The organism is Paenibacillus sp. WG02, assembly GCF_055396115.1.
On record NZ_AP036016.1, the window covers coordinates 7,599,590 to 7,621,325 of the forward strand.

A 21,736-nucleotide genomic window follows, 5' to 3' on the forward strand; every position below is an offset into this window, starting at 1 on the left:
ACGCCGTCAATAAATCCATCATGGCAGAAAATTGGCTTTTTGCATTCCTTGCACTCCCCAACAAGCTCCTGCATAAATAGCACCTCCCAGTTGTAAAACTTTGCTCATTCTGATTCTTCCAGTTCTTGTTCTGCGCCGCGGCGCAATCAGTTCGATTACGAATCTTTTGTGTTGGTATTAAGCTAAAACTCCTTTCCCTCAGCCCATTTTAAGCTAACTTTTATGTATCATTCAGCTTCTCTTCTCAGATTTTTCATAATTGTTGTGTACGATTGTGAAGAAGATGATTGATAGGAGTGATACATAACATAATGAAAATGACAAAAATAGCGGGCTTATGCATGCTTATCCCCGTATTACTGAGCGGTTGTGGGAATCCGTCATCCTCACAACCTGCTGCAGCAAGCTCAGCACAACCGCAGCAGCAACAACAAAACGGACAATCCCAGGCAGACGGCAAGCAAAATGCTCAAGACCGACCTGTCATGAATGCGGCGCAAAGACAAATGTTCAGTACGTTTCAGACCCTGCTCCAGCTAGACAAAGCTGATGGACTTACCATTACGAAGGAACAGGCTCAAGCCATGCTGCCCGTTGCTCAAGAGATCGTCACAAAAGCTGAACTTAGCGATGAAAACAAGACCAAGCTGTTTGAAAAGCTGACAGATGCCCAGAAGAAATTTATAGAAGATGCAGCTGCGCGTATGGGCAATCGAGGAAACGGCGGTGCAAATGGTTCTGGGAATAACGGAAACACCGGTAATGGCAAGGGCAATCGAAATGGTCAATCTGGAAATACAGCAAATAAACCAGATGCTTCTGCACAACCAAACGCTAACGCACCCGATCAAACCGGCGGCAAGAATGGCAATGGAAATCGTCCTGCTGGCGGCCAAATGAGAGATCCTGGCAAGCAGCTCATCGAATTGCTGCAAAACAAGGTGAAATAAGTCGAATATTTCCGAGGAAATGATAATGTGAGAAAGACCTCCAACCACAATGTGGGTTTGGAGGTCTTTCTGGTTCATTCTTATGATCTTAAGGACTGAATAACCTGCTCTGCTTTTGCTTCACCGTTGGCAACTTGCTCGATGTGCTCTCCGAACATGTCACACATATACACGAATAGGGTAAGAATTTCTAACACTTCATCACTCTCGAACGTACGCGAAGCCGATAGGCTATACACATAGCGATAATGGATCTCGCCTTCCTCATTCACACCAAAGTGACCTATTGGTAAGCGAGTATTAACTTCCAGTAAAAGCGCAGCTACATCTTCACGAGCACCCGCTTGAAGATGAAACGGCAGCGTACTGTAGATTTGCAGCAGTTGAATAGCGACTATTTCCTCATCATTCAACGGTAAAAAGCTAAAATGAAGGAATCGATCTCGACCCTTACTATCCTCTTGAAACCCTGCCATTAGCACATGCAGGGGAATAGCTTCGGATTTCTCTAATAAATTCGTGGCAAGCTCTGCTTCATCCAAAATCTCTTTCAGTTGCCCTAATTGTGCCAAATGACGCGCATGCGCTAGTTCTGTCAACATATCTCTTTAATCTCCTATTCTCTCTTACCCATCGCTTCAATAATAGCTTTTTTCAGATTCTCTGCATCGCCATCGAACTTATACAAGGCTTGAATACTTACACCAGCTGCTTCTACGAAGCTCTCAACTTGTTTGTAGCGTGCGACGCACGCTGCATCCTGTTCATCGTAAAGCGGGAGCTTCTCGAACATATCAAAAATAAGTTCTGTGTCGTGGGCTCGTTTTTCTTTCTTTTTCTCTGTTGATTTATCAGCGTTAAATATCGCTTTAGTAATACCCCAAGCGCCTGCTTTCGATGCGCGGTCACGTCCAGCTTGCTTCAAGGATCTGGCAATTGGCATCGCTGCGCCAATACCTGTGGCAACGATTTTCAGCGGCGTTCCTACCTGAGCTCCTACCCCTGTAAGCGTAGCAATGTCGGCAGCGATCTTCGTCAGCTCAAGCCCAATTTGAATAGCTCCACGATCTGTTCGCTTCACGTTAATCTTTTTCATTTCTTTCGCTAATTCATATTTGGCGATTTCGTCCAGTTGTTCAGCTGCCGCAGCATCTCCACCCGCCTTAAGCACTTCGAGATCCTGCTTTTTCTTTGCTAGCTTCGCTTTGTCGACACCCGCATTTCGCGTATACCAGCGTTTTTCTTTGAGAACGTCGGCATTCCCTGCTTTGCCTTTGAAGTCACGTTTCAATGTTGTCATGGCGCTACGATTTAAGCCGGCTTTGATAACATCTACGGTTTTGATCGCAATTTTCACACCGCTAACAGCAATGCTTACGCCCGGGATAACGGCTGTCAGGCTTGCTGTACTTGACTCCATGATATCCATAATGCCTTTGGCCACTTTGATCCCAGATTGAGCGGCCTGAATCGCATTGCTAATGATCTCGATAACGCCTCTTGCTTTTTCTGCATTATTCAGACCGCCATTGTCCGAATGCTTTTTATACATATCGTAAATTGCTTTAACGGCCATGATCGTATTCTTAACTGCGGAGATCGCTTCCGCTACCGTCCCTGTGTAGTCACTGACAGATGAGGAACCTCCGACACCATCCTTATGGCCAGTTGATTTAGCTGCCTTATCAACAAGACCAGCTGAGCCGCTGACCATTTTACCACTTGCCTCGATCATAGTCGAACCTGTACCTGCATACTGAAAACGTTTATCATGACCCACTCGTTCGCTAGAAGCAGCAATTGTTTCTCTGATCGCACTCATGATTTGGAACGGCCCGCCCACGAGATCTGCTGTGGAGGCGACTGCCCCCATAGTAGCTGACTGCTGCGCTGTGCCAGCATCCTTCGTTTTATCGTAGGACTCTTTCAAATCATCCGAACGTTTGCCGAAGCTATCACTAAAAGATGAGGTAACACCTGATGTCATATCCGCATTGTCTTTGGTAATGTCGGCTGTTGGATGCAAGGTTGAAGCAGCCGGGATCACGGCTGGCGCTACAGTTGCTGTTGGCGCCGCGGTCGTTGGCGCGACAGTCGCTGCCTGTTGCGGGGTCTGCGCCGTTGCGTTGCGTTGAATCAATTGATTCGCGAAGGTTTGTGTAGCGCGATTCCCTACTGTGCGCTGCATCTGCATAAAGAAGTTAGCCCCCAATGGCGACACTTGTGATCCTGCCTTACTTGTCGGAGCCACCTGCGATTGCTGCATATTCTGGTGCGAGGGACTCGCTTGTTTGAACTGGGCCTGTTTTCCTGGTGGCATCCAGAGAACCTCCTTTACGCATAGGATTGTGCTTGCGATAAAATTCTCTGAAACTATGAGCTCGCTGCTAGATTCGCTCTACTTGCCGCCTCGTTGTTGAACAACATGCGTTAATTCGTGACCAAGCAGTTCTTGCCCCTCGCGTGTATCTGGGTTGTATCGGCCTTCGCGGAAAAACACATCATTCCCTGTAGCAAAAGCTTCTGCACCTAAGGATCGGTTAATCTTCGATGATTCTGAATCATTATGTATATTTACGTTGCTAAAATCAGTGTTGAACGCCGATTCCATCTTCGCTTGAATGCTGGCATCCATTCTGCTCCCGCTCCCTTGCTTCGCTTTAATCTGCGACTCAATCCCTGCACCTGCTTCAAAGCCGCCTTCCGACGATGACTTCATCTGCAGTTCTTCTTCCTCAGCCTCTCCACCTTCCGAGAGCTGAATCGACTCTGATGATGACTTCATCTGCAGCTCTTCCTCCTCAGACTCTCCGCCTTCCGAGCGCTGAATCGACTCTGATGATGGCTTCATCTGCAGCTCTTCTTCCTCAGATTCTCCGCCTTCTGAGCGCTGAACATCTGGCTTAGATGCTCCACTACTTTCAGATGCAGCAATATGGTCAGCCGCTTGTTTACCCATTTGATCGGCTTCTTGCTCATAAGCATCACCAGCTGGTCCAACGGTCATTTTCGTCTGAATGGTCAACATATTGCCCACGGCGCGATTGCCAATTGCCCGTTGAATATTCATCAAATCGGATGAAACAGAAGAATTCGGTTTATTGATTTTATTCGTATGCAAAGAAGAATCTGGTTGCCGGTTAATATGGGATTTTTGCATGGCATAACCCTCCTAGCGAGCTTTTGATGGAAGCATTCATTGAATCATGGTTGCACTTCAACAATTCTGTCCCTGAGTGCAAGAAGTCTGTCTACTTACTATATCACAACGCTATACAGCGGAGTTTACAATTTGGTAGGACTGCGATCAACAATGAGCACGGCAATATCATCGGATTGCACAGCACCATCTGCGAATAGATCCACATCCATCACCATCTGATCAAGCAATTGCTCAGGCGCACTCGATTGTTCCTTCATCAATACATCCTTGAGGCGGGAAAAGCCATATTGATCTTGAAGCTGGTCCTCGGCCTCTGTAATGCCATCCGTATACACGACTATACGATCTCCTAGACCTAGCACGACCTCATTATTCATATACACCATGTCGTCCATGACGCCAAGTGGAAGGCCTTTTTTCCCTTTCAAAAGCTCAACCTCACCGCCATCCCTCACAATGTAAGGAGGACAATGACCGCCATCACTATACAGGAGTAGACCTGTCGCGACGTTCAAAACCCCGCAGAAGATCGTCGCAAACATCGTTGAGTCATCCTTATAAAGCTCTTGATTGACTGCCGTCAACAGCTCTCCGGGAGTCATCTCTGAGGTCATCTTCCCTTTCAGTAATGTCATGGTTACCGCCATGAATAATGCCGCAGGAATTCCCTTGTCAGACACATCGCCAAGCACGAAGAACAAGCGATCCGCCCCGATACAGAAGTAGTCGTAGAAGTCTCCGCCCACTTCACGAGCAGGACGAATGATGGCATGTGCCTCGACGGCGACTGCGGCAGCACTTTCACCACCGTCCGCTTCAGATGAGCAGTTCGTTTCACCTTCAACGCCGCCACTGCTTATACACAAACTTCCGCGAGGCAGGAATCCCATCTGGATATCGGTGGCAATGCGCAGCTCGCTCTCCATCCGTTCCTTAGCAGCAGTCGTCGTTTTCAACGCATGGATAGACTTCTCAAGCGCTTCATACAGCATGGCATTCTCCAAGGAAACCGCTGTTGGCGAAGCGATCGACTCGAGCAGCTGTAAATCGCGGTCAGTGAAATGCGCACCATCCCGCTTATTCAACACCTGCAGCACACCGATGATTTTCCCCTTGCTGACTAGCGGAACGCAGAGTAGGCTGCGCGTCGGATAATCGACTCGCTTCGCTACCTTCGACGACCACCGCTCATCCTGTCCAGCATCATCAACCTTGACTGATTCACCGGTCTGAGCCACCCAGCCTGCGATGCCTTCACCTATTTTGAGGCGAATTTCACGCACCTCATCGCCTTTTTCACCCAGCGCAAGGTCAAAGAACAGCTCCCCTTTTTCCTCATCGACCAAAATGACCGACGAAGCCTCCGCATTCATAATGCGAGAAGAGGTTTCCATGATTTTCACAAGCAAATCCTGCTTGCGGATCGTTGAATTCACTTCTAAGCTAACATCGAATAGCTGCATGGTTCTCTGAAGCTCAAGCTCTACGGATCTACGCTTTCGCTCGCTGAATAGCCAAGCAATAACGACCACGAGACAAACAATGAGGAGATCACCTACAACGATATTCATCCAGCGCGCCCCCCTGCCTTACCTTGATTCCAGGCCGCCGTACTAAGAAATAGCATGGACAGCATCCGCTTCCGTCTCATAAATCGAGAAAATACGACTAAATCCCGACATGTCAAAAACGTCCTTCACGTGTTCATTCATTCGTGCCAACGCCAGCTTGCCTTGAATCACCTTAATCATTTTGGCTGCTGCAAGTAAGCTTCTGAGCCCCGCACTGCTGACATAGTCAAGTCCTTGAAGATCAAACACAAACTTGCCATTCCCTTGCTCGACTAGCTTTGCAAAAGCCGATTCCAAGCTCGCGGAAGTATTCGCATCCAGTCGGCCGTTTAAGCTCAGCAGCACGATATCACCTTGCATTTGCTCTGTTATCATCATGATATTCCCTCCTCCTTGATTCGCCATTTTTTCATCATTAGCACATTTTCCCCGTTCAAGCGTTCATACATAATGTCATCCATAACCTGCTTCACAAAGTAGATGCCGAGACCGCCGAGACCGCGATCTTCTAAGCTCAGATCCACAGTCGGACTAGACTTTAACAGAGGATTAAAAGGCACTCCGCGATCAGTCATTCGAAGCTCCCAACCCCCAGGGACAAGCCCCAAATCAATGCGGATCGTATGCCTACTAGGTTCATCAAGCGGATAGCCATAGAGAATGATGTTCGTCACAAGCTCGTCGCAGACTAAATTCACTTGGTACAGCGTATGGTCATCCATGCCCATCGTCCCTGACAAGCCTCGCAAGAATACACCTAGCCGTTCCAGTTCCTTCAGATCATTATTCAAAACGATGGACTCTGCTGACACGACATTCACCCTCCCAGACGCTGATTACTGAAGCCACAAGCCGAATTACCGAAATAAGGAATAACCGATTTAAGCCATTTTTAAAAGCATATTTTCGAGCAGCCGCACTCTGGCACTAGAAGCATGAAGCAGCCCAATCCCGATCTCTGGATACAATCTCACTAACCGAGACAAGCTTTCCCCTTGCAAAGTGAGCACACGCACCTCATCGAAAATCGCTTGAGCGGTAATCGAGGAAGGCGATCCGTCTAATGCCGTCGTTTCGCCGAATGCTTGCTTCGGTCCCAGTACACCAATCGTTACAGTCTCCCCAATACCCGTCTCATTGCTCAGCTCTACGTTGCCTTCAATGATGAGATACATGGCTGCATTCTTCTCACCACGGCGCAATAGATAAGTCAGATCTTCATGTACTTCTTCCGTTGCAATCCCTGCAATTAAACCTAGTTCATCCACGGACAGGTCCGCGAATAGGGAAACCTGCTTCAAGAAAATAACTTTATCCAGCATCGTTAAAAACTTGCGATCTTCCTTCATATCGGCACGCTCCAGTGAACTTAGTGCATAAACAGCAATATCTCGAAGCCAATCATCCGACCAAATCTTAGCTTCTTGCAAAATGAGAAGCGGCTCCGTCATAACCCCACGGCTGCTGCCCGCTTCTTTCTTTAATAATTCCAACAGGGCCAAGGCCAATCTGCGGTCGCCAAGCCCTTCAGCAAGAACTTCCAAAGCATTATCGCGAACTTCGTCACTCTCGTCCTGAGTCGCTTCGCGAAGTGTCGTAACCACACGCTCATCTACGAACTTGGCCATTACCGCCCACGCACCGCCAACCAGCGCATTATGCAGCTCCCCGCAGCGTTGGTTGGCAAGCTCGGCAAGCCCCTGCATCCCCAGCTCATGAAGAGCTGCCGGCAGCGCGCGTTCCTGCGTGGAAGCAAGCATTCGACTTACGCAGCGATCAACTAACTCTGACCGTAACTTGCTTTCATCCAGAAGCTCTGCAAGCGCTGTAACCGCCGAATTCCAAATAAACGGATTCACATGATTCACACCGTTCAACAAGGCTGGCAGAGCCTTGGCCCCCATATCTACGAAAGCCTCAAGAATGGCCTTGCGCAGCTCTTGATCGGCGAGCGGCACCATCGACAAGAGGTGGGGAATTGCATCCACATGCTGCAGCTTGCCAATACAGTGCGCAGCCGCAACTTTGACAGCAGGACGATGATCGTCGAGCAGCGATAACACCCATGCTGAATAGGAATCCAGCTTAAGATCCGCTACGGTGTGACAGCCGTAAACCGCCCACTCACCGCCGTAATCGAGCATTTTAATAATCGCCTCGTCACAAGCTTGATAGCTTTCTTCACTTTCCAGCGCATAAAGCGCCTTAACGCCTTCGTGAACAACCTTCGGATGGTTGTCTAGCAGCTTAACACGAATGAAGAAATGCGATTGGCTTTTGAGATGTGTTGCCTTTGAAATCAACTTCACACTTTCCGCACGTACCTCAGGGTCCTCATCCTCTAGGAATGAAGCCACCTGCACGAGATCCTGAATCGTAGCACCTTGAAGATTCATCGCCCGCAGCACAGCAATGCGGATTCTTGAGCTTTCCTCACCGATCATTCCGATCAACTGAGGCAGGAACGCGGAATCCTTCGCTTTACCAATCACTTCGAGAGCCAGCTCTCGCACATAATCATTCGGATGCTTCAGATAGCCGAGCATGGATGATAGAGCTTTGGAGCTGCGAATGCCCCCGATAAAGGAGCCCGCAATATCCGATAGATCCGCATGCAAGGATTGCACACTTTTGACCAATTCACGTATGTACAGATTCCTTCCGAACCACGCCACCACAACGAGAATAGCCGCTACAACGACACCTACCCAAGCAAGAGGGGACAACTGAATGAGGCCAAACGAATGCAGCAAGGATAGCAGCGAACCGATTAAGATCCCGCCCGAAGCAGCCACGCCCTGAGCAAAATAACGATAGCCGTCGCGCCTTCCGATAGGCATCATTTTGAAAAACAGCTGATAGCACGGCTCCGCAATGTAATACAGCAAAATATAAAAAATGGCGTAGGAGCCGGACACCATCACAAGCCCCAGCGATTGATTTAAAAACAAAGCCGTAAGTCCAAAACCGCCAAGGAAGATAACCGTAATCGCCAGCAGCATATTACTCGCGCCAAGCCAGTTCATTAAGCGGGTAGACACGGTTTGCAGAAGCAAGCAGATCGTGAACTGAATAGCGGTAATTAATCCATAAAATGAGGTTAAATCGCCTTCCTTAGGGAACTTGCTCTCAGCAGCCGTAAAGTATTGATACTCGATCATAAAATAAACCGCAGGCATAAGTGTCATCAAAGCAATGGCGCAAAGCAGGAACGGGCTGCGCAGCATCTGTTTCACATAATAGCCAGCAGGCTGCTGCTCCTCTTTCCCTGTGCCAGAATTTGCCGGGGTCTTCAAGCGTTTGTCTTCTTTCAACGTCAAGGGCACCAAATAGCGAGTCAATGCTTTGCGGAAAAAGATGAAACCGAACACCATCAGCACTGGAGCGAGCGCATATACCGCTTCGGTACCAAGCAGTTTACCAATTTGGTGGGCGATCAAGCCTGCCGTAATTCCGCCGGTTGTCGTTGAAGCGATGAACACCGGCATTAACCTTTTGGCCTGCTGAGTGGGGCACAAATCAAAGGCCGTACTCCAGAGCAGCAGCGTAAGCTGTCTCACCACAAAGTTGGAAGTCAAGAACAGAATCGGGTAGTAATACCGGAAATCAATGCCGCCTAGCTTGAATCCAAGCAGCACCGCACCATTGAGGAGCAGCAATCCCATCATGATGAGGTAGAGTGTAGTCATCATTTTGGCCTTAGGCAGCCGATTCGCCAGCTTTGCTAAAAGCCAGCCTTCTAGAGGCATGATTGCCGCTTCTACGATATAAATATAAGGCAGATACTGCACACCGAATCTTTGGTTAAAAAGCGCCATGAACGCCGTATAGTTCAAGGATTCAGCAATCCCGCTAAAATAAAAGATCGGCAGCATCATCCATAGCTTCCGGAAATCTTCTGTGCGCAGTCCCATCCATCTGGTTAAGCTTCCTTGCATATCATCAGGTCCAATCTATTATTTCATTTGTTGGTTAACAATGGTTTGTAGAAAGCCAGCCTGGCTTCACCTTCATAATAGTAATTCGGATACGTGCCGATTAATTCAAAGCCATTCGCTCTAAACATTTTTTGGATGGGCTGATACTCTGGTAAATCACAGGTGTAGGTAAGGATATAGCGCCCCTCCGCTGATCTTGCAAATGCCTCCAAAGCTTGGAATAATATCTTCGCAAAGCCATGTCTGCGGTACTCGCGGTGTACAGCTAAGTAATCCCACAGAAATCCTCCGGATTGATGCTCATTTTCCTTGCAGCTGGTAACCGCAATAATCTCACCTGATTCGTTCTCAATAAACCAATGACGATGATTGCGCTGCGTCAAACTTAACCGGGGAGCATTGCGGAAATGTTCAAGCTCTCCCGGTGTATGCCGCTGGTCATCAAAAGATTCCGAAGACAAATAAAAATCTGTAATTCGCAATGCGTCCTTTTCCGTTACTAATTCGTGTACATGCATGCCAAGATCTCCTCTTTCACATTAAGAAACAGATAATGTCCCATTCCACTCTGCTGTTGTACCGTTTTGGAAATATTCATCACAAATATAGAAATACAACTGTGCCGCTTTATCTTGACGATTTTGCTTAATGACCATCAAGAACGCTTCACGCGCATCATAGAAACGCCCTACTTGGTAGTACGTCACAGCTTGCTCGAACAAAGCTTTGGTTTTATCCTTTAGCGTTCGGATCGTATCCGGATCACCCTGATACACATCGAACAGATGAAGCGGCTCTTTGACCCCTTCTACCTGAATCAATCCCAGATTACGGTAGAGGAAGCCGTCAGGCTGCTCCAACGATTGAACCACATAATCGGTAATGAGAATCGATGCGCCTAGCGGTTCCGTCATTTTCTCCAGCATCGTTGCCAAATTAACACCGTCGGAAATCACATTGCCTTCCAAACGCTGCTCCTCACCAATGATCCCTAGTCGGAGCGGTCCTTTGTGCAAACCAATGCCGAAATCAACCGGCTTATAGCCCACTTTAGCTCGATGAGAATTATAGATGTCCAGTTCTTTACGCATCTCAATACAGGCTCGCAGCGCTTCGTCTGCTTGATTCGGGAATAGCGCCATGAAGCCCGCGCCCAAGTACTTATTCATGAGACCTTGATGATTGCGTACATAAGGCCCGAATCTTTTCAGAAATGAATTGACGAAGTTGAAGTTCTCTTCTGGCGAGAGCCTTTTGGACAGTTGATAAAAGCCTCGGATATTGAAAATCAAGATGGACATATTTTGCTCCACCTGATCACCGAGCTCGACATCCAGAATGCTTTCTTTGTTCAGAAAACGCAGAAATTGCTGCGGCACGAAGCGATAGTAGGATTGGCTGAAATTTTCTACCTTGGTGATATAATCTCGAATGCGGGCAGCCATCGTATTAACACTGTCGCCTAGGTCTGACACTTCGTCCCTTGTGTTGATCGTAACAACCGTATCCCAGTTCCCCTTGGCAATCTCTCCAACGCTATTGCGAAGCTTCCGAATCGAAGAGAGCAGCACATAGGTCATCAGAAAGAGAACAAGCAGTAAACCTATCGAGATAAACGCAATGTTGCGAATGATCGATTGAAGTACCAATTGACGATGCTTGAGGATGCCGTCCAAATTTTTACTAGTTTCGAAAACACCGACAATTTTACCTGCTGAATTAAAAATAGGAGCAATCGCATATCTCCACTCGCCGGAGAAATCCTGCCATTGACCTGTGGCCGGCTTGCCTTGGAGCACGACCTGCTGATTCTCGGGTGTTTGTAGAAATGGATTAAACATATGCATTCCGTCATCGTCTTCCAAAATCCGATAAATGACGCCATTCTCGTATTTATAAACCGCTTTGTAAAAGCCTTGATTATCATCTTGTTCATTATTATCGAAGACAGATTGAATCTTTTTACGGAACGACTGATAAACAGTCCCATTGTAATCCAGAGGTGAAGCAAGGCTCTCCAGCTTATCGCCATCAATCAGATTTTGACCGTTTTTGGCCAGTAAGAGAAGCTCGCTGAAGGTTTCTTCTTCCATTTTCGTTGAGAAGCTGTTGTAAATGACGGTAGATAGAAGAATCATCGAAACCGCAATGACCGGCACTAAAATAAAAATTTGTTTCATCATGAGAGGGAGACGACGCTGCAGCAAGTTAAAGAAAACAATTTTGATCGCATAAAGCAGAAGTAAAATTCCTGCTATAGCGATGGACCAAAGAAGAATGGCCTTTGTTTTCGTCGCTTCGCTATACAACGCTTCTACTAAGGAGGGGGTAATGGTTCCATCCGAAAGACGGCGATTAATTTGAGCTGATTCTACAATAATGAGGCTGCCATCTTGAGCGATACTGCTATTCGTTGCATCAAAGGCAAGCTCTACGCCGCTAGCTTTGGCTTTCGCCTCATTCACAAGGCTTTCGATGATGTAGGGCTGCTTGGGATCCAGTCTGGAGATCGATTTGCTGTTGAAATCGATGAAAATAAGCCGTCCCTGATTATCTAGATGCAAGCTCTCCGGGAAATTGCGCCTTGTACGGTCAAGACCCGGAAGCGGATAAACTAGCTCCGAGCGTCCATCACTAAAAGCGCGATAAATTTCTCCGCTGCGCGTTGAATAATAGATCTCCCCTGGCTTATAACCATCTGCCTCGGACACATATTTATTCTCAGGAAGCTTGATCGTGTACACGGACTTCGGTTCGGAGGATGAAGTTTCGCCAACCGGTGCCTGATATAAGGTTAATTGCTGCACTTCGTCGTTGAAAAAGTACACCATACCTTCACGAACCTGAACATTTCGTAAGGACCCGATTCTGTATCGTTTCGTTTGTGAATCATATTCTTCTGTAAACAAGCTGCGATCAAACTCTCCGTCAGGCTTATAACGAACAATCTGCTCGGATTTGACCGCAATGCCGTACGGATCGAGCAGTGTACGGATGGTATAGAGGTAGCCTTGGTCATCGACAGCCATGTCATTAAAGCGATACACTTCCCCATTCTTCCCCGTCTCACTGGTGATGGAGAATTGCAGAACACCTTGGCTGTTGAGCTTATGAATGGTTTTTTTGGCATTATCGATGACGAACAAATTGTTTTGTTGATCAGAGACAGCCTTCGATAAACCATCGAAGGGCATGCTTTTGGTAAAGGGCCATAGCGTGAAGCTATCCCGATGTAGACTAAGATAAGTACCGGCAGCACCCAGAAGCAGCAGTACGAGCAGCAATGCCGCAATCGATTTCTTCATCGCTCTTTAATCTCCTCTTATTTAGAAATCTGAATGATTTGAGTAGGTGCATGCCAGTCGACCTGAAGACCTAGGGATTCGGATATGAACCTTAGCGGCACATAGGTCCTTCCTGCGAGCAGCAAAGAGGGTCCATCGATCTGGGTGGGCTCGCCGTCTATATATGCCGTAGTATTATTAATACGGCTAGTAATGGTCGCATATTCCGTGCTAACCGTGACGGTAAGGCTTTCTTGATCCCAATCAACGGCCGCACCGAACGATTCGGATACGGATCTTATAGGTAAATAGGCCTGCCCGTTTATTATAACAGGCGGAACGTCGAATTTGATGAAAATATTGGGAGAAAGTACGTTTTCTGCCGAAATGGGTTGAATCGTGACGGGAACAAGGCTGGATTCTGGGTCAGAACCAGACGAAGAGCTTGTGTCTACCGTTCTGATGTTAGTCAAGTTAGTAGAGATTTCAGCCAGAGCTTGCAGCTCCTCTGGCGTGTATTTGGCTTTCTCTTGCTGCTGGAGCTGCTCCAGCAGCTTAGTTATTTGCTGTTCCAGCTGCGGCTGCACGGCTGAAGCTGGCGGCAGCGCTGCCAGCAGCTCCTGCACAGCGTCAAGCTGCGCGAACAGCGCGTCCTTCTGCATCGACAGCATTGCTTCGTCGACGGCTTCGATTGAGCGGGTCAGCGTCGCGACCCGCTCAGGATCCTGCTGCGCTGCGCTAAGCGCAGCTTGGAGCTTCTGCTTCGCCGCTTGGAGCGAAGCCAGACCCTTGGATGCGCCAGTCTGCGCATCCGCGAGCTGCGCCTGCGTCGCCAGAAGCAGCTGCAGCTGAGCTGCTGCCGCTTTCGGCTCGCCGGCGGCGAGGGCTTGCTCCAGCTTCTGCTGCTGGAGCTCAGCCTGTTCGGCCAGCTGATCCTCGCTGGCCTCGTTCCCGGCGGCAGGCCCTGCGCCGCCGGGCGTGCCTCCACCGCCCGGTTCGGCCGGCGGTGCGGCCTCCTCGGACAGCGCTGCGATCAGCGCGTCCGGGTTGTTCACCAGCTCCATCTGCTGGAGAGCTGCCCCGCTGTCGCCTTTCAGCAGCGCCTCCAGCATTCCGAGCTGGGCCTGCGCATCCTTCAGCTGTACCGCTAGATCAGCGATCTCGCTCAGCTTCAAGTCAGCTACGGCCGCCTCTTTGGCCGTTTCCAGCTTCACGATATCTTTCTTCAGCGTATCGATCTGCTGCTGCAGCTGTGCGGGAGTCTCCAAGGAGGCAATAGCTCCCGGCTTCGTGATCTCGACGGTAACCTTCAAAGCAGCAGCCGCTTCCTTCGTCAGCGCAGCAGAACTGGCTGAATCGGTTAACGCGCTTGAGTCTACGGCATTATCCATGCCGATCCAAACCGCCCCAGGCTCATCCGATTTATAAAAAATCCCCTGCCCCGACTTCGCCATCGTGGCCGCTGCAGCGTTATAGGCCGCTGGGGTCAGCGCGTCCAGCTGCACTTTGTAGGAACCGATGATGACGGTTCCTAATCCCTCCTCAGCACCTGAGCCGTTATCGCCTATGCCACTGCTGCCGTCCCCTTTGCTTCCACCCGAATTGCTGCCTGAATTTCCGCCAGCCGCTCCATCTTCGGCCGTTGCAGCTATTAATTGCCCTGAATTCCCTTTGCCTTCCAGAGGCAGCTCATCGATCTTTTTCCCTTTTTTGTACAGAACAACCTTGAGCTGATCTATTGAACTAAACTTGAGCGATAAATTTCGCACAGGCTTATTTATTTTCGTCCGCTTCCCAATCGCACGGCCTTCTTTCGTAAATACCGCGTACTCTGTAGCGCCCAACTTTTTATTTACTTTTATACTAAAATCACTAAGCAGAGCGGCCACCGCGGGCTTCAGCTTCCAAGTACCTAAAGGCGCTTTCGGCTTTTGCGGCTTTACAGCTGCAAGTCCGTCATCAAGGTTACGATAAGGCAAAACACCTTTCTTTATCGTTCTTTCAACCGCACCCCCGGTATCCATATCCAGCTTGCCGAGCGCCATTTTATAACCCATTTGGGCAGCTAAAATTTGTTGGTCAGCTTGAATGACAGCATCCTTATAGGCCTGGAGATCATCTGTTTTCATTAGACTTAGCTTTAACTTCTGATTCGCTTTATCCAGATTGGCTGCCGCATTGTCTTTATCACGCAAGGCCTGCGCATAGCCTTCTTCGGCCCCTTTTGCTTCCAAAAATGACTGCCGCACCGCAGCAATGACCGCATTCCGACTTTCCTTCTCTTGAAGCAGCACCTTATTCTGCTCCATGGTCGCAATCGGAAGCGCATCCCTGAGATCGTCTAAATAGCGCAGCCCGTCAAACTCCCCCTGAAGCAGCGATTTGGGAATAGGAATGAATCCAAGCAGCATGAAAAAGCCTTCCCAGTCCTTCTTCACTTGTGAAAGTGTCGTTTCATAACTAGCTAGGAACAGCTCCATATCCACATCTTTGGCTTTATACATCCCGTCCATGACCTTCATTCGCGCCGAACCAAACTTAGCGCTGTACAAGTCACGCGTCGTATTCAGCTTCTCATCAGCTAACCGCCGATCCTCCGTGTCCTTAAGCAAACTAAGCGTCGACTTTTGAGCCCTTGCGATATAGGCAGGCAGCTGCTTCTGATTCAAATCCGCATAATCCGGCTCAAACGAAAGCTGGACTTTATTTTCCATGTCTAAATTCAGCAGCTTGCCTAGCGCCAGACGACTGGATTTCGCCGTTAATTGTGCCTGTTTATATTCAGATAGCGCCTTCTCCACTGCCTTATCTGCCTTCTCCTGCTCGGCGCTATCTGCAAGACCGAATTTCAGCTTCTTTTTCACCGTTTCCACGGCAGATTTTGCTTCTTCCGCTTTCTTCCGTGCATTTTCTTCTGCCACTGCATCTTGATAAGCTGCTAAATAAGCCTTTTGCACATCAAATCGGGCTGTATTCATCGACTGCCGCAGCGTCTCCTGAGCGATATAAAGCTCCTTGCGTGCTTGTGGCACCTTCAAACGAGTCGTCAATTCCTGACCTAAATTGCGAGGCTTGGCAAATAGTCCGGAAGCCTTAGCTTCCTCATTTTTAACCGCATGCTGCGCTTGCTCCAGCTCTATCTTTTTCTTCAAAATATCCGTCTTAGCATCCCGCAATAAGGGACTTATTTTCAAACCTTGATCGATGGCTTCCCGCATGCTTAAAGACTTCACCGTTGCAGCTTCAGCTCCTGAGCCTACTGCCAAAATAGACGATGCCCCCAACATCAGCACAAGCCCCAACTTTATTAATTTTGCCCCTATCACTATAAATCCCTCCGCTCAACCATCTCCTCTTATAGTACAATAACTCCCCCCAATCCCGCACCCATCTTTTGGAGAAAAATAGTGAAAACGATCGAATATAGTAATAGACTGCTCACATACTTATCTAGTAGTATAAAAGTAATGGAAAACAGCGAATTTTGACGGAGTACGCTATAGCTACTTTAATGATATAAAACAACCTTACACGCGGGGCGATTGCTAATTTCGCTACTTTAACGCTGAAAAACATGCTTACTACCTGCCAGATCTGCAACTAATCACCCATACAGCTACTTTAACGATATAAAACAACCTTAAACGCAAGACGGTTACTAATTTCGCTACTTTAACGATGTAAAACATTCTTACTACCTGCCAGATCTGCAACTAATCACCTATATAGCTACTTTAACGATATAAAACAACCTTAAACGCAAGACGGTTACTAATTCCGCTACTTTAACGCTGAAAAACATGCTTAATGTCCTACTCTGGAAGCACGGCGGCGCGATTTTTGCACAAGGAAGGAGAGATTCACATGGGAAACCTCGTTTGCGGTGGTGCGATGCTGCAATGCTCGTTCGGGGCCGCGCCTGGTACATTAATGGTGCTTCCGGCGAACATGGTGATGACCGCTATGCCCATTGCCAACATTATGGATAATAAGCCGATGGTGAACATCCTGCCGTTTGGGATGTGCAATTCTATGGCGAATCCGATGGTTGCTGCGGCAACGGCGGCTGCACTTGGCGTTCTGACTCCCATGCCCTGCGTGCCAGTAACAGCGGCGCCTTGGGCTCCTGGATCACCGACTGTGCTCGTCGCGAACATGCCCGCGCTGAACAATACGTCCAAATGTATGTGCAACTGGGGCGGCGTCATTCAAATTCAACAACCAGGGCAAATGACCATTCAGGTGCCCTAACTCATTTTAAAAATACCTCATTTAATAATTCCATCTAGGAGTGAGAAGATTTGGAGATCCAGCCGGTCAAAACCATTGAAAAAGTGCTAAGGCCTGTCGTTGCGCCATTCATTGGGCATATCATGAAAGCTATCGCAACAGTCGGAAGGCTGCCCAAACTAGCGATCATTAAGTTTCAACAGGTCCTTAGGGTCATGCTTCAGACGCGCGAAACGTCACTGAAAAACTACGTTTTGATCGGCTCCTATTATGTCTCCAAAAGATTGCTTCTTTTTATCACTTTATTCCTGCTCGTTTTGATCTTTTTTATCTTTATTCGCCCCCCTGCGATCGTCAATAAGTGGTTGAATCGCGTTCCTGTCCTTCAGAAAGATACCCCTAAACTTACGAGTTTTTCAGGTAATGGCAAAGTTGTGGGTGCCCAAAAGGATGCTCTCTATGTAGGGGATCTGGTTGATGGCAAATATGCCGGCAAAGGTAAGCTTTTTTATGAAAACGGCAAGCTGGCGTATGAAGGTGATTTTGAAAAGGGGCAAAAATCAGGCAGCGGCTCCCTTTATGACGAACACGGCACCCTGCAATATAAAGGTGCATTTGCCGGAGACGCCTTTAACGGGGCGGGAACCCAATACGATGCGCAGCAGAAAGTGCAGTATATCGGCGAATTTCAAAATGGTAAATACGGCGGGGCAGGGAAATTGTTCGCGCCTAGCGGAGATCTTTTGTATGAAGGCTTGTTTAACGGCGGCCTTTATAATGGGGCTGGAAAGCTGTTCTCCTCTGGCGGTATCGCGCAATATGAGGGTGAATTTGCAGCGGGTCAATATAACGGGGCTGGTAAGCTGTTTGATGGGAAGGGCCATCTCATCTATGAAGGCGGCTTTAAGAACGGCAGCTATTCCGGAGATGGCACCGAGTTTTATGTGAATGGCCTGATCAAATATAAAGGCCAATTCCTCGCCGGCGCGTATGGCGGCGAAGGCACCGCCTTCGATGAGAAGGGCGTGCCGCGCTTCAAAGGCACGTTCCAGAGCGGCGTGTTGAGCGGCGCCGGAGAAGAGTATGACGAGTTGGGTAAACTCGTCTACAAAGGCGATTTCAAGGCCAGCGTCTATGACGGCCTTGGTACGTTGTTTGACGCAGACGGCGCGCCGCTGCTGCGTAGCTTTTTTGCAGGCGGCCAGGCCAGCCTGCAGGGCTTCCTCGGTTTGTCCAGCAAGAAAGTCGAAGACTTGCTGGGCAAACCGGCCGAGGTGACGCTGCAGGATGCCAGCGTCATGCTCGCGGGCCAGGAGGCGCCAGTGGCCGCCTCCGCGGAAGCGGCGGCTGCGGGCGACGCCGCCGCGGTTCCGCCGGCCGTCGGCGCTGGCGCGGCCGATCCGGCAACAGCAGCAGGCGTTAAGCTGCTGCTGAACTATCCAGCCTACCAGCTGTCGCTGCTGGTAGAGCCGTCCAAGGGCAACCCGAAGGAGGCCGTTGTCACCTCCCTCAGCATTTGGGGCTCGAAGCCTTTGGCGCTGCTGCAGCCAGCCATCGAGACCATCAAAAAGCGCGGAGAACCGAACGATGCCGGCTACATCGTCATGGAACTCGCGGTAGGTGCCGGGGCTGGCACCTACACGAACAGCTACTACAAAGGTGATTTCATCTTCACCTTCACACATTTCAACAAAACCAAAGAAGCTCACCTGCTTCAGGTCAGCTCTACCAAATAAGAGGCGCTGCCTCAAGTCCTTCGTGTGTTACGGGTTCCTTTTGCAGATGACGCTGCCTCAAGTCCTTCATGTGTTACGGGTTCCTTTTGCAGATGACGCTGCCTCAAGTCCTTCATGTGTTAATGGGTTCCTTTTGCAGATGACGCTGCCTCAAGTCCTTCATGTGTTAATGGGTCCCTTTTGCACGTGGAAGGATAGCAATGCGTAAAATACCGACCATGTAATCGCGTTATCCACTCTTTGACGGAACGTCGTTCCGCTATTTGGGTGAAAAAGCTCGAATTTCGGGGCAAACGGAACGACGATACGCTCTTTCGTTGTTTTACTCCCAAATCGTGCTTATTTTAACAAATAAGGCACTCACGTTCCTCTATTTTCATTTCTAGCATCTAAATCCCAAAATAAGGGATCGTCGTTCCTCTAAATCAGTTTTAAGGAGGTAATTCCTAAGCTTAAACTAACAAAACCGTCCGAGACTATGTCTCGAACGGTTTTTTCTGTCTTTCCTACTTCGCTATAGAAGTTCCCGAAGTCCTCGCCACTCGCATCGACGCGAGTGCGTAAACGATCAGCGCCGTCCAGATCAAGGAGAAACTGATGAGAAGCACTGGGGAGAATTTCTCTTTAAATAGGAACACACTTAAAAGCAGCGTAATGGAAGGACCTATATACTGAATGAATCCAAGCATGGAAAGTGGCAGCCGAGCAGCTGCTTTTGCAAACCATAACAGAGGCAAAGCGGTTGCCACTCCTGACAATAAAAGCATCGCTAAGGAGATAGGCGGTAACGCCCATGCGGAATCATGATGTGAGAAGTGTAAGTAGGCAATATACGCGACTGCTATCGGGAATACAATGACGGTTTCCCCTGCCAAACCGATAGAGGCATCGTAGGAAACCCTCTTTTTGACAAGACTATAAAGGCCGAAGGAAAACGCTAGTGAGAGAGAAACCCATGGGAATCTGCCATAATCGATGGTTGCCAGCAAAACGCCGGCACCCGCCAAAGCGACGGCCACCCACTGACTGCGGCTTGGTTTTTCACGTAGAAACAGGACCGCCAGCATGATGTTTATCAACGGGGTAATATAATACCCGAGACTCGTCTCGATAACATGACCGTTATTGACGGCCCAAATGAATATCAGCCAATTGGAGCTGATTAAGATGCTGCTGACTCCGATCATGAGCAGTGCTTTCCGGTTCGTAACCATCTCACGAAATTCTTTCCAACGGCTTTTCCCTATCAGTAAGAGAATGGCCATGAATATAAATGACCAGATAACACGGTGAGACAATATTTCACCCGCAAGCAGAGATCCAAAAGACCTCCAATAAACTGGCAGCAAGCCCCATGCGATATAGGCTAGAATGGCGTACCAAAGCCCTTTTTTCATTATAAAATCCTCTTTTCAATGTCTATAACACAATTCTATGAATCTCGTAATTTGTCCATAGGTCAATTTTCAAATGAGAAAACCTCTATCGAGGCCATTCAAAGATGAGCGACCTAATATAGAGACTTTGGTCTACGACCAAAGATCCCTATAAGCGGAGAGACTTTGGTCTACAACCAAAGATCCCTATATTAGGTTTTATCGCCAATAAGAAATCGGTTTTCGGGAACCGAAAATTTATACTTTCTTATGTGGTAATAAATCCCCGATTTCCGGGGATCCGACTTACACGATTTTTGGTGCTATGCATAAACGGAGATGCAATCCCTTTGCGAATGCTCAGACCTCATGCCGGTAAAAAAAGTTAGGCAATTTCACTTCATTTGAATAATGCTGATGAAAAATATGCGTCGTCGCCGGAGATAGCGGCGGGATCAGCCAAGACCAATCACCCGTGACATCACGACCGACCTTCTGCTCTTTCTCTTCAAAACTCCTAAATTGCCTCGCCGCCGTATGATGATCCACAATAGCTACTCCCTGCTGTTGAAACGAATGCAGCACCGCCACATTTAACTCAACAAGCGCTCTATCTTTCCAAAGAGAGGCATCACGCCGAGTATCCAGACCCATGACAGACGCTACACGCGGCAGCATGTCATATCTCGCTTCATCTGCAAAGTTTCGCGCCCCGATTTCAGTGCCCATGTACCAACCATTGAATGGCGCAGCGGGGTAGTGAATCCCTCCGATTTCAAGGTACATACTCGACACGATCGGTACGGCATACCATTTGAGCTGCAAATCATCGAACGCTGCTATATCCGGATGTGTAATATCCACTTCCAGAACAAACTCGGCAGGAATCTCAAACAGCTTCGGTTTCCGGTCTCCCATTTGAACAACAAGCGGCAGCACATCATAAGGCGTCCCGGCCCCCTGCCATCCAAGCGATTGGCAGAACGCCGTTATTTGAATTGAAGCTGGGTCACCGAGAATCCCATTGTCAGTTTCATAGCCCGCGTAACGGATCAGTTGATCATTATGAATAAAGGCTCCATGAGCCGAATCATGCGTAGGTGGGAAAATCGTAATCACTGGACGGATTTTGCCGCCATTGGTCGCTGTTTCTATATGACGAAAAAGTGCCTCAGCCATCTGTTCTTCGGTTTCTATATAACGAGCATCGTGTACAGTCAGTGACTCCCAGAACAATCGACCGATACAACGGTTGCTGTTACGCCATGCCATTTTCGCCCCATGCTCAAGCTCTTGACGGGTATGTTCGTAGTAACCTTTATACCTAATAGCTTCGGTAATTTCAGCAAGACGGACCTCGATTTCGCCCGAGCTTTGGCCTAGTTCACTATAACATTCCTGGATAAAAGGGATTGCCTTCTCTAGTAATTGATCCTGCACTTTCATAGATGTTGCTCCAATCCGATAAAGGGGAGCCCCACAAGCAGT

At 48.5% G+C, this 21,736-nt stretch carries 15 protein-coding genes; 3 read left to right on the top strand and 12 right to left on the bottom strand.

Translation table 11 applies throughout. The features are described 5' to 3' along the window. The first annotated feature begins 311 nt into the window (after positions 1-311). Entirely contained in the window at positions 312-950 is a 639-nt protein-coding gene (locus tag ACBP55_RS34330) for a hypothetical protein (RefSeq protein WP_464648142.1), read from the top strand. An 80-nt stretch (positions 951-1,030) separates the two neighbouring features. Here the strand turns inward: ACBP55_RS34330 and ACBP55_RS34335 are convergent, their stop codons facing one another. The 10 genes from ACBP55_RS34335 to ACBP55_RS34380 form a co-directional block, all read right to left on the bottom strand. After that, positions 1,031-1,552 (bottom strand): YbjN domain-containing protein, encoded by a 522-nt coding sequence (locus ACBP55_RS34335; RefSeq protein ID WP_464648143.1) that lies wholly within the window; start codon positions 1,550-1,552, stop codon positions 1,031-1,033. Between the two features lie 14 nt (positions 1,553-1,566). Beyond that, a complete protein-coding gene (locus tag ACBP55_RS34340) occupies positions 1,567-3,270 on the bottom strand; it encodes a hypothetical protein (protein WP_464648144.1) in 1,704 nt (567 codons plus the stop codon). 78 nt (positions 3,271-3,348) lie between these two features. Then, entirely contained in the window at positions 3,349-4,110 is a 762-nt protein-coding gene (locus tag ACBP55_RS34345; protein WP_464648145.1) for an eCIS core domain-containing protein, read from the bottom strand. Positions 4,111-4,235: 125 nt separating this feature from the next. Beyond that, complete coding sequence (locus ACBP55_RS34350) at positions 4,236-5,684, bottom strand: PP2C family protein-serine/threonine phosphatase (RefSeq protein ID WP_464648146.1); 1,449 nt, start codon at positions 5,682-5,684, stop codon at positions 4,236-4,238. Between the two features lie 42 nt (positions 5,685-5,726). After that, complete coding sequence (locus ACBP55_RS34355) at positions 5,727-6,062, bottom strand: STAS domain-containing protein (protein ID WP_307438433.1); 336 nt, start codon at positions 6,060-6,062, stop codon at positions 5,727-5,729. After that, positions 6,059-6,496 carry an ATP-binding protein gene (locus ACBP55_RS34360; protein ID WP_464648147.1) on the bottom strand — a complete coding sequence of 146 codons (438 nt, stop codon included), beginning with the start codon at positions 6,494-6,496 and terminating at the stop codon, positions 6,059-6,061. The genes ACBP55_RS34355 and ACBP55_RS34360 overlap by 4 nt, the downstream gene beginning before the upstream one ends. 69 nt (positions 6,497-6,565) lie before the next feature. Then, positions 6,566-9,598, bottom strand: a complete 3,033-nt coding sequence (locus ACBP55_RS34365; protein ID WP_464648148.1) for a cyclic nucleotide-binding domain-containing protein — start codon at positions 9,596-9,598, stop codon at positions 6,566-6,568. 47 nt (positions 9,599-9,645) lie between these two features. Continuing rightward, complete coding sequence (locus tag ACBP55_RS34370) at positions 9,646-10,140, bottom strand: GNAT family N-acetyltransferase (protein ID WP_029197686.1); 495 nt, start codon at positions 10,138-10,140, stop codon at positions 9,646-9,648. A gap of 21 nt (positions 10,141-10,161) precedes the next feature. Continuing rightward, positions 10,162-12,927: an adenylate/guanylate cyclase domain-containing protein gene (locus ACBP55_RS34375; RefSeq protein WP_464648149.1), complete on the bottom strand. Its 2,766-nt coding sequence runs from the start codon at positions 12,925-12,927 to the stop codon at positions 10,162-10,164. A 17-nt stretch (positions 12,928-12,944) separates the two neighbouring features. Then, positions 12,945-16,232 carry a stalk domain-containing protein gene (locus tag ACBP55_RS34380; protein ID WP_464648150.1) on the bottom strand — a complete coding sequence of 1,096 codons (3,288 nt, stop codon included), beginning with the start codon at positions 16,230-16,232 and terminating at the stop codon, positions 12,945-12,947. Between the two features lie 538 nt (positions 16,233-16,770). Here ACBP55_RS34380 and ACBP55_RS34385 point away from each other — a divergent pair. Beyond that, positions 16,771-17,157: a DUF4280 domain-containing protein gene (locus ACBP55_RS34385; protein ID WP_029197689.1), complete on the top strand. Its 387-nt coding sequence runs from the start codon at positions 16,771-16,773 to the stop codon at positions 17,155-17,157. Positions 17,158-17,207: 50 nt separating this feature from the next. Beyond that, positions 17,208-18,872: an MORN repeat-containing protein gene (locus tag ACBP55_RS34390; RefSeq protein ID WP_464648151.1), complete on the top strand. Its 1,665-nt coding sequence runs from the start codon at positions 17,208-17,210 to the stop codon at positions 18,870-18,872. Positions 18,873-19,378: 506 nt separating this feature from the next. Here the strand turns inward: ACBP55_RS34390 and rarD are convergent. After that, a complete protein-coding gene (rarD, locus tag ACBP55_RS34395; protein WP_464648152.1) occupies positions 19,379-20,269 on the bottom strand; it encodes an EamA family transporter RarD in 891 nt (296 codons plus the stop codon). Positions 20,270-20,608: 339 nt separating this feature from the next. Continuing rightward, the gene (locus ACBP55_RS34400) at positions 20,609-21,694 is read right to left on the bottom strand and encodes a nitric oxide synthase oxygenase (protein ID WP_464653537.1); all 1,086 of its coding nucleotides are present in this window, start codon (positions 21,692-21,694) and stop codon (positions 20,609-20,611) included. Positions 21,695-21,736 lie beyond the last annotated feature (42 nt).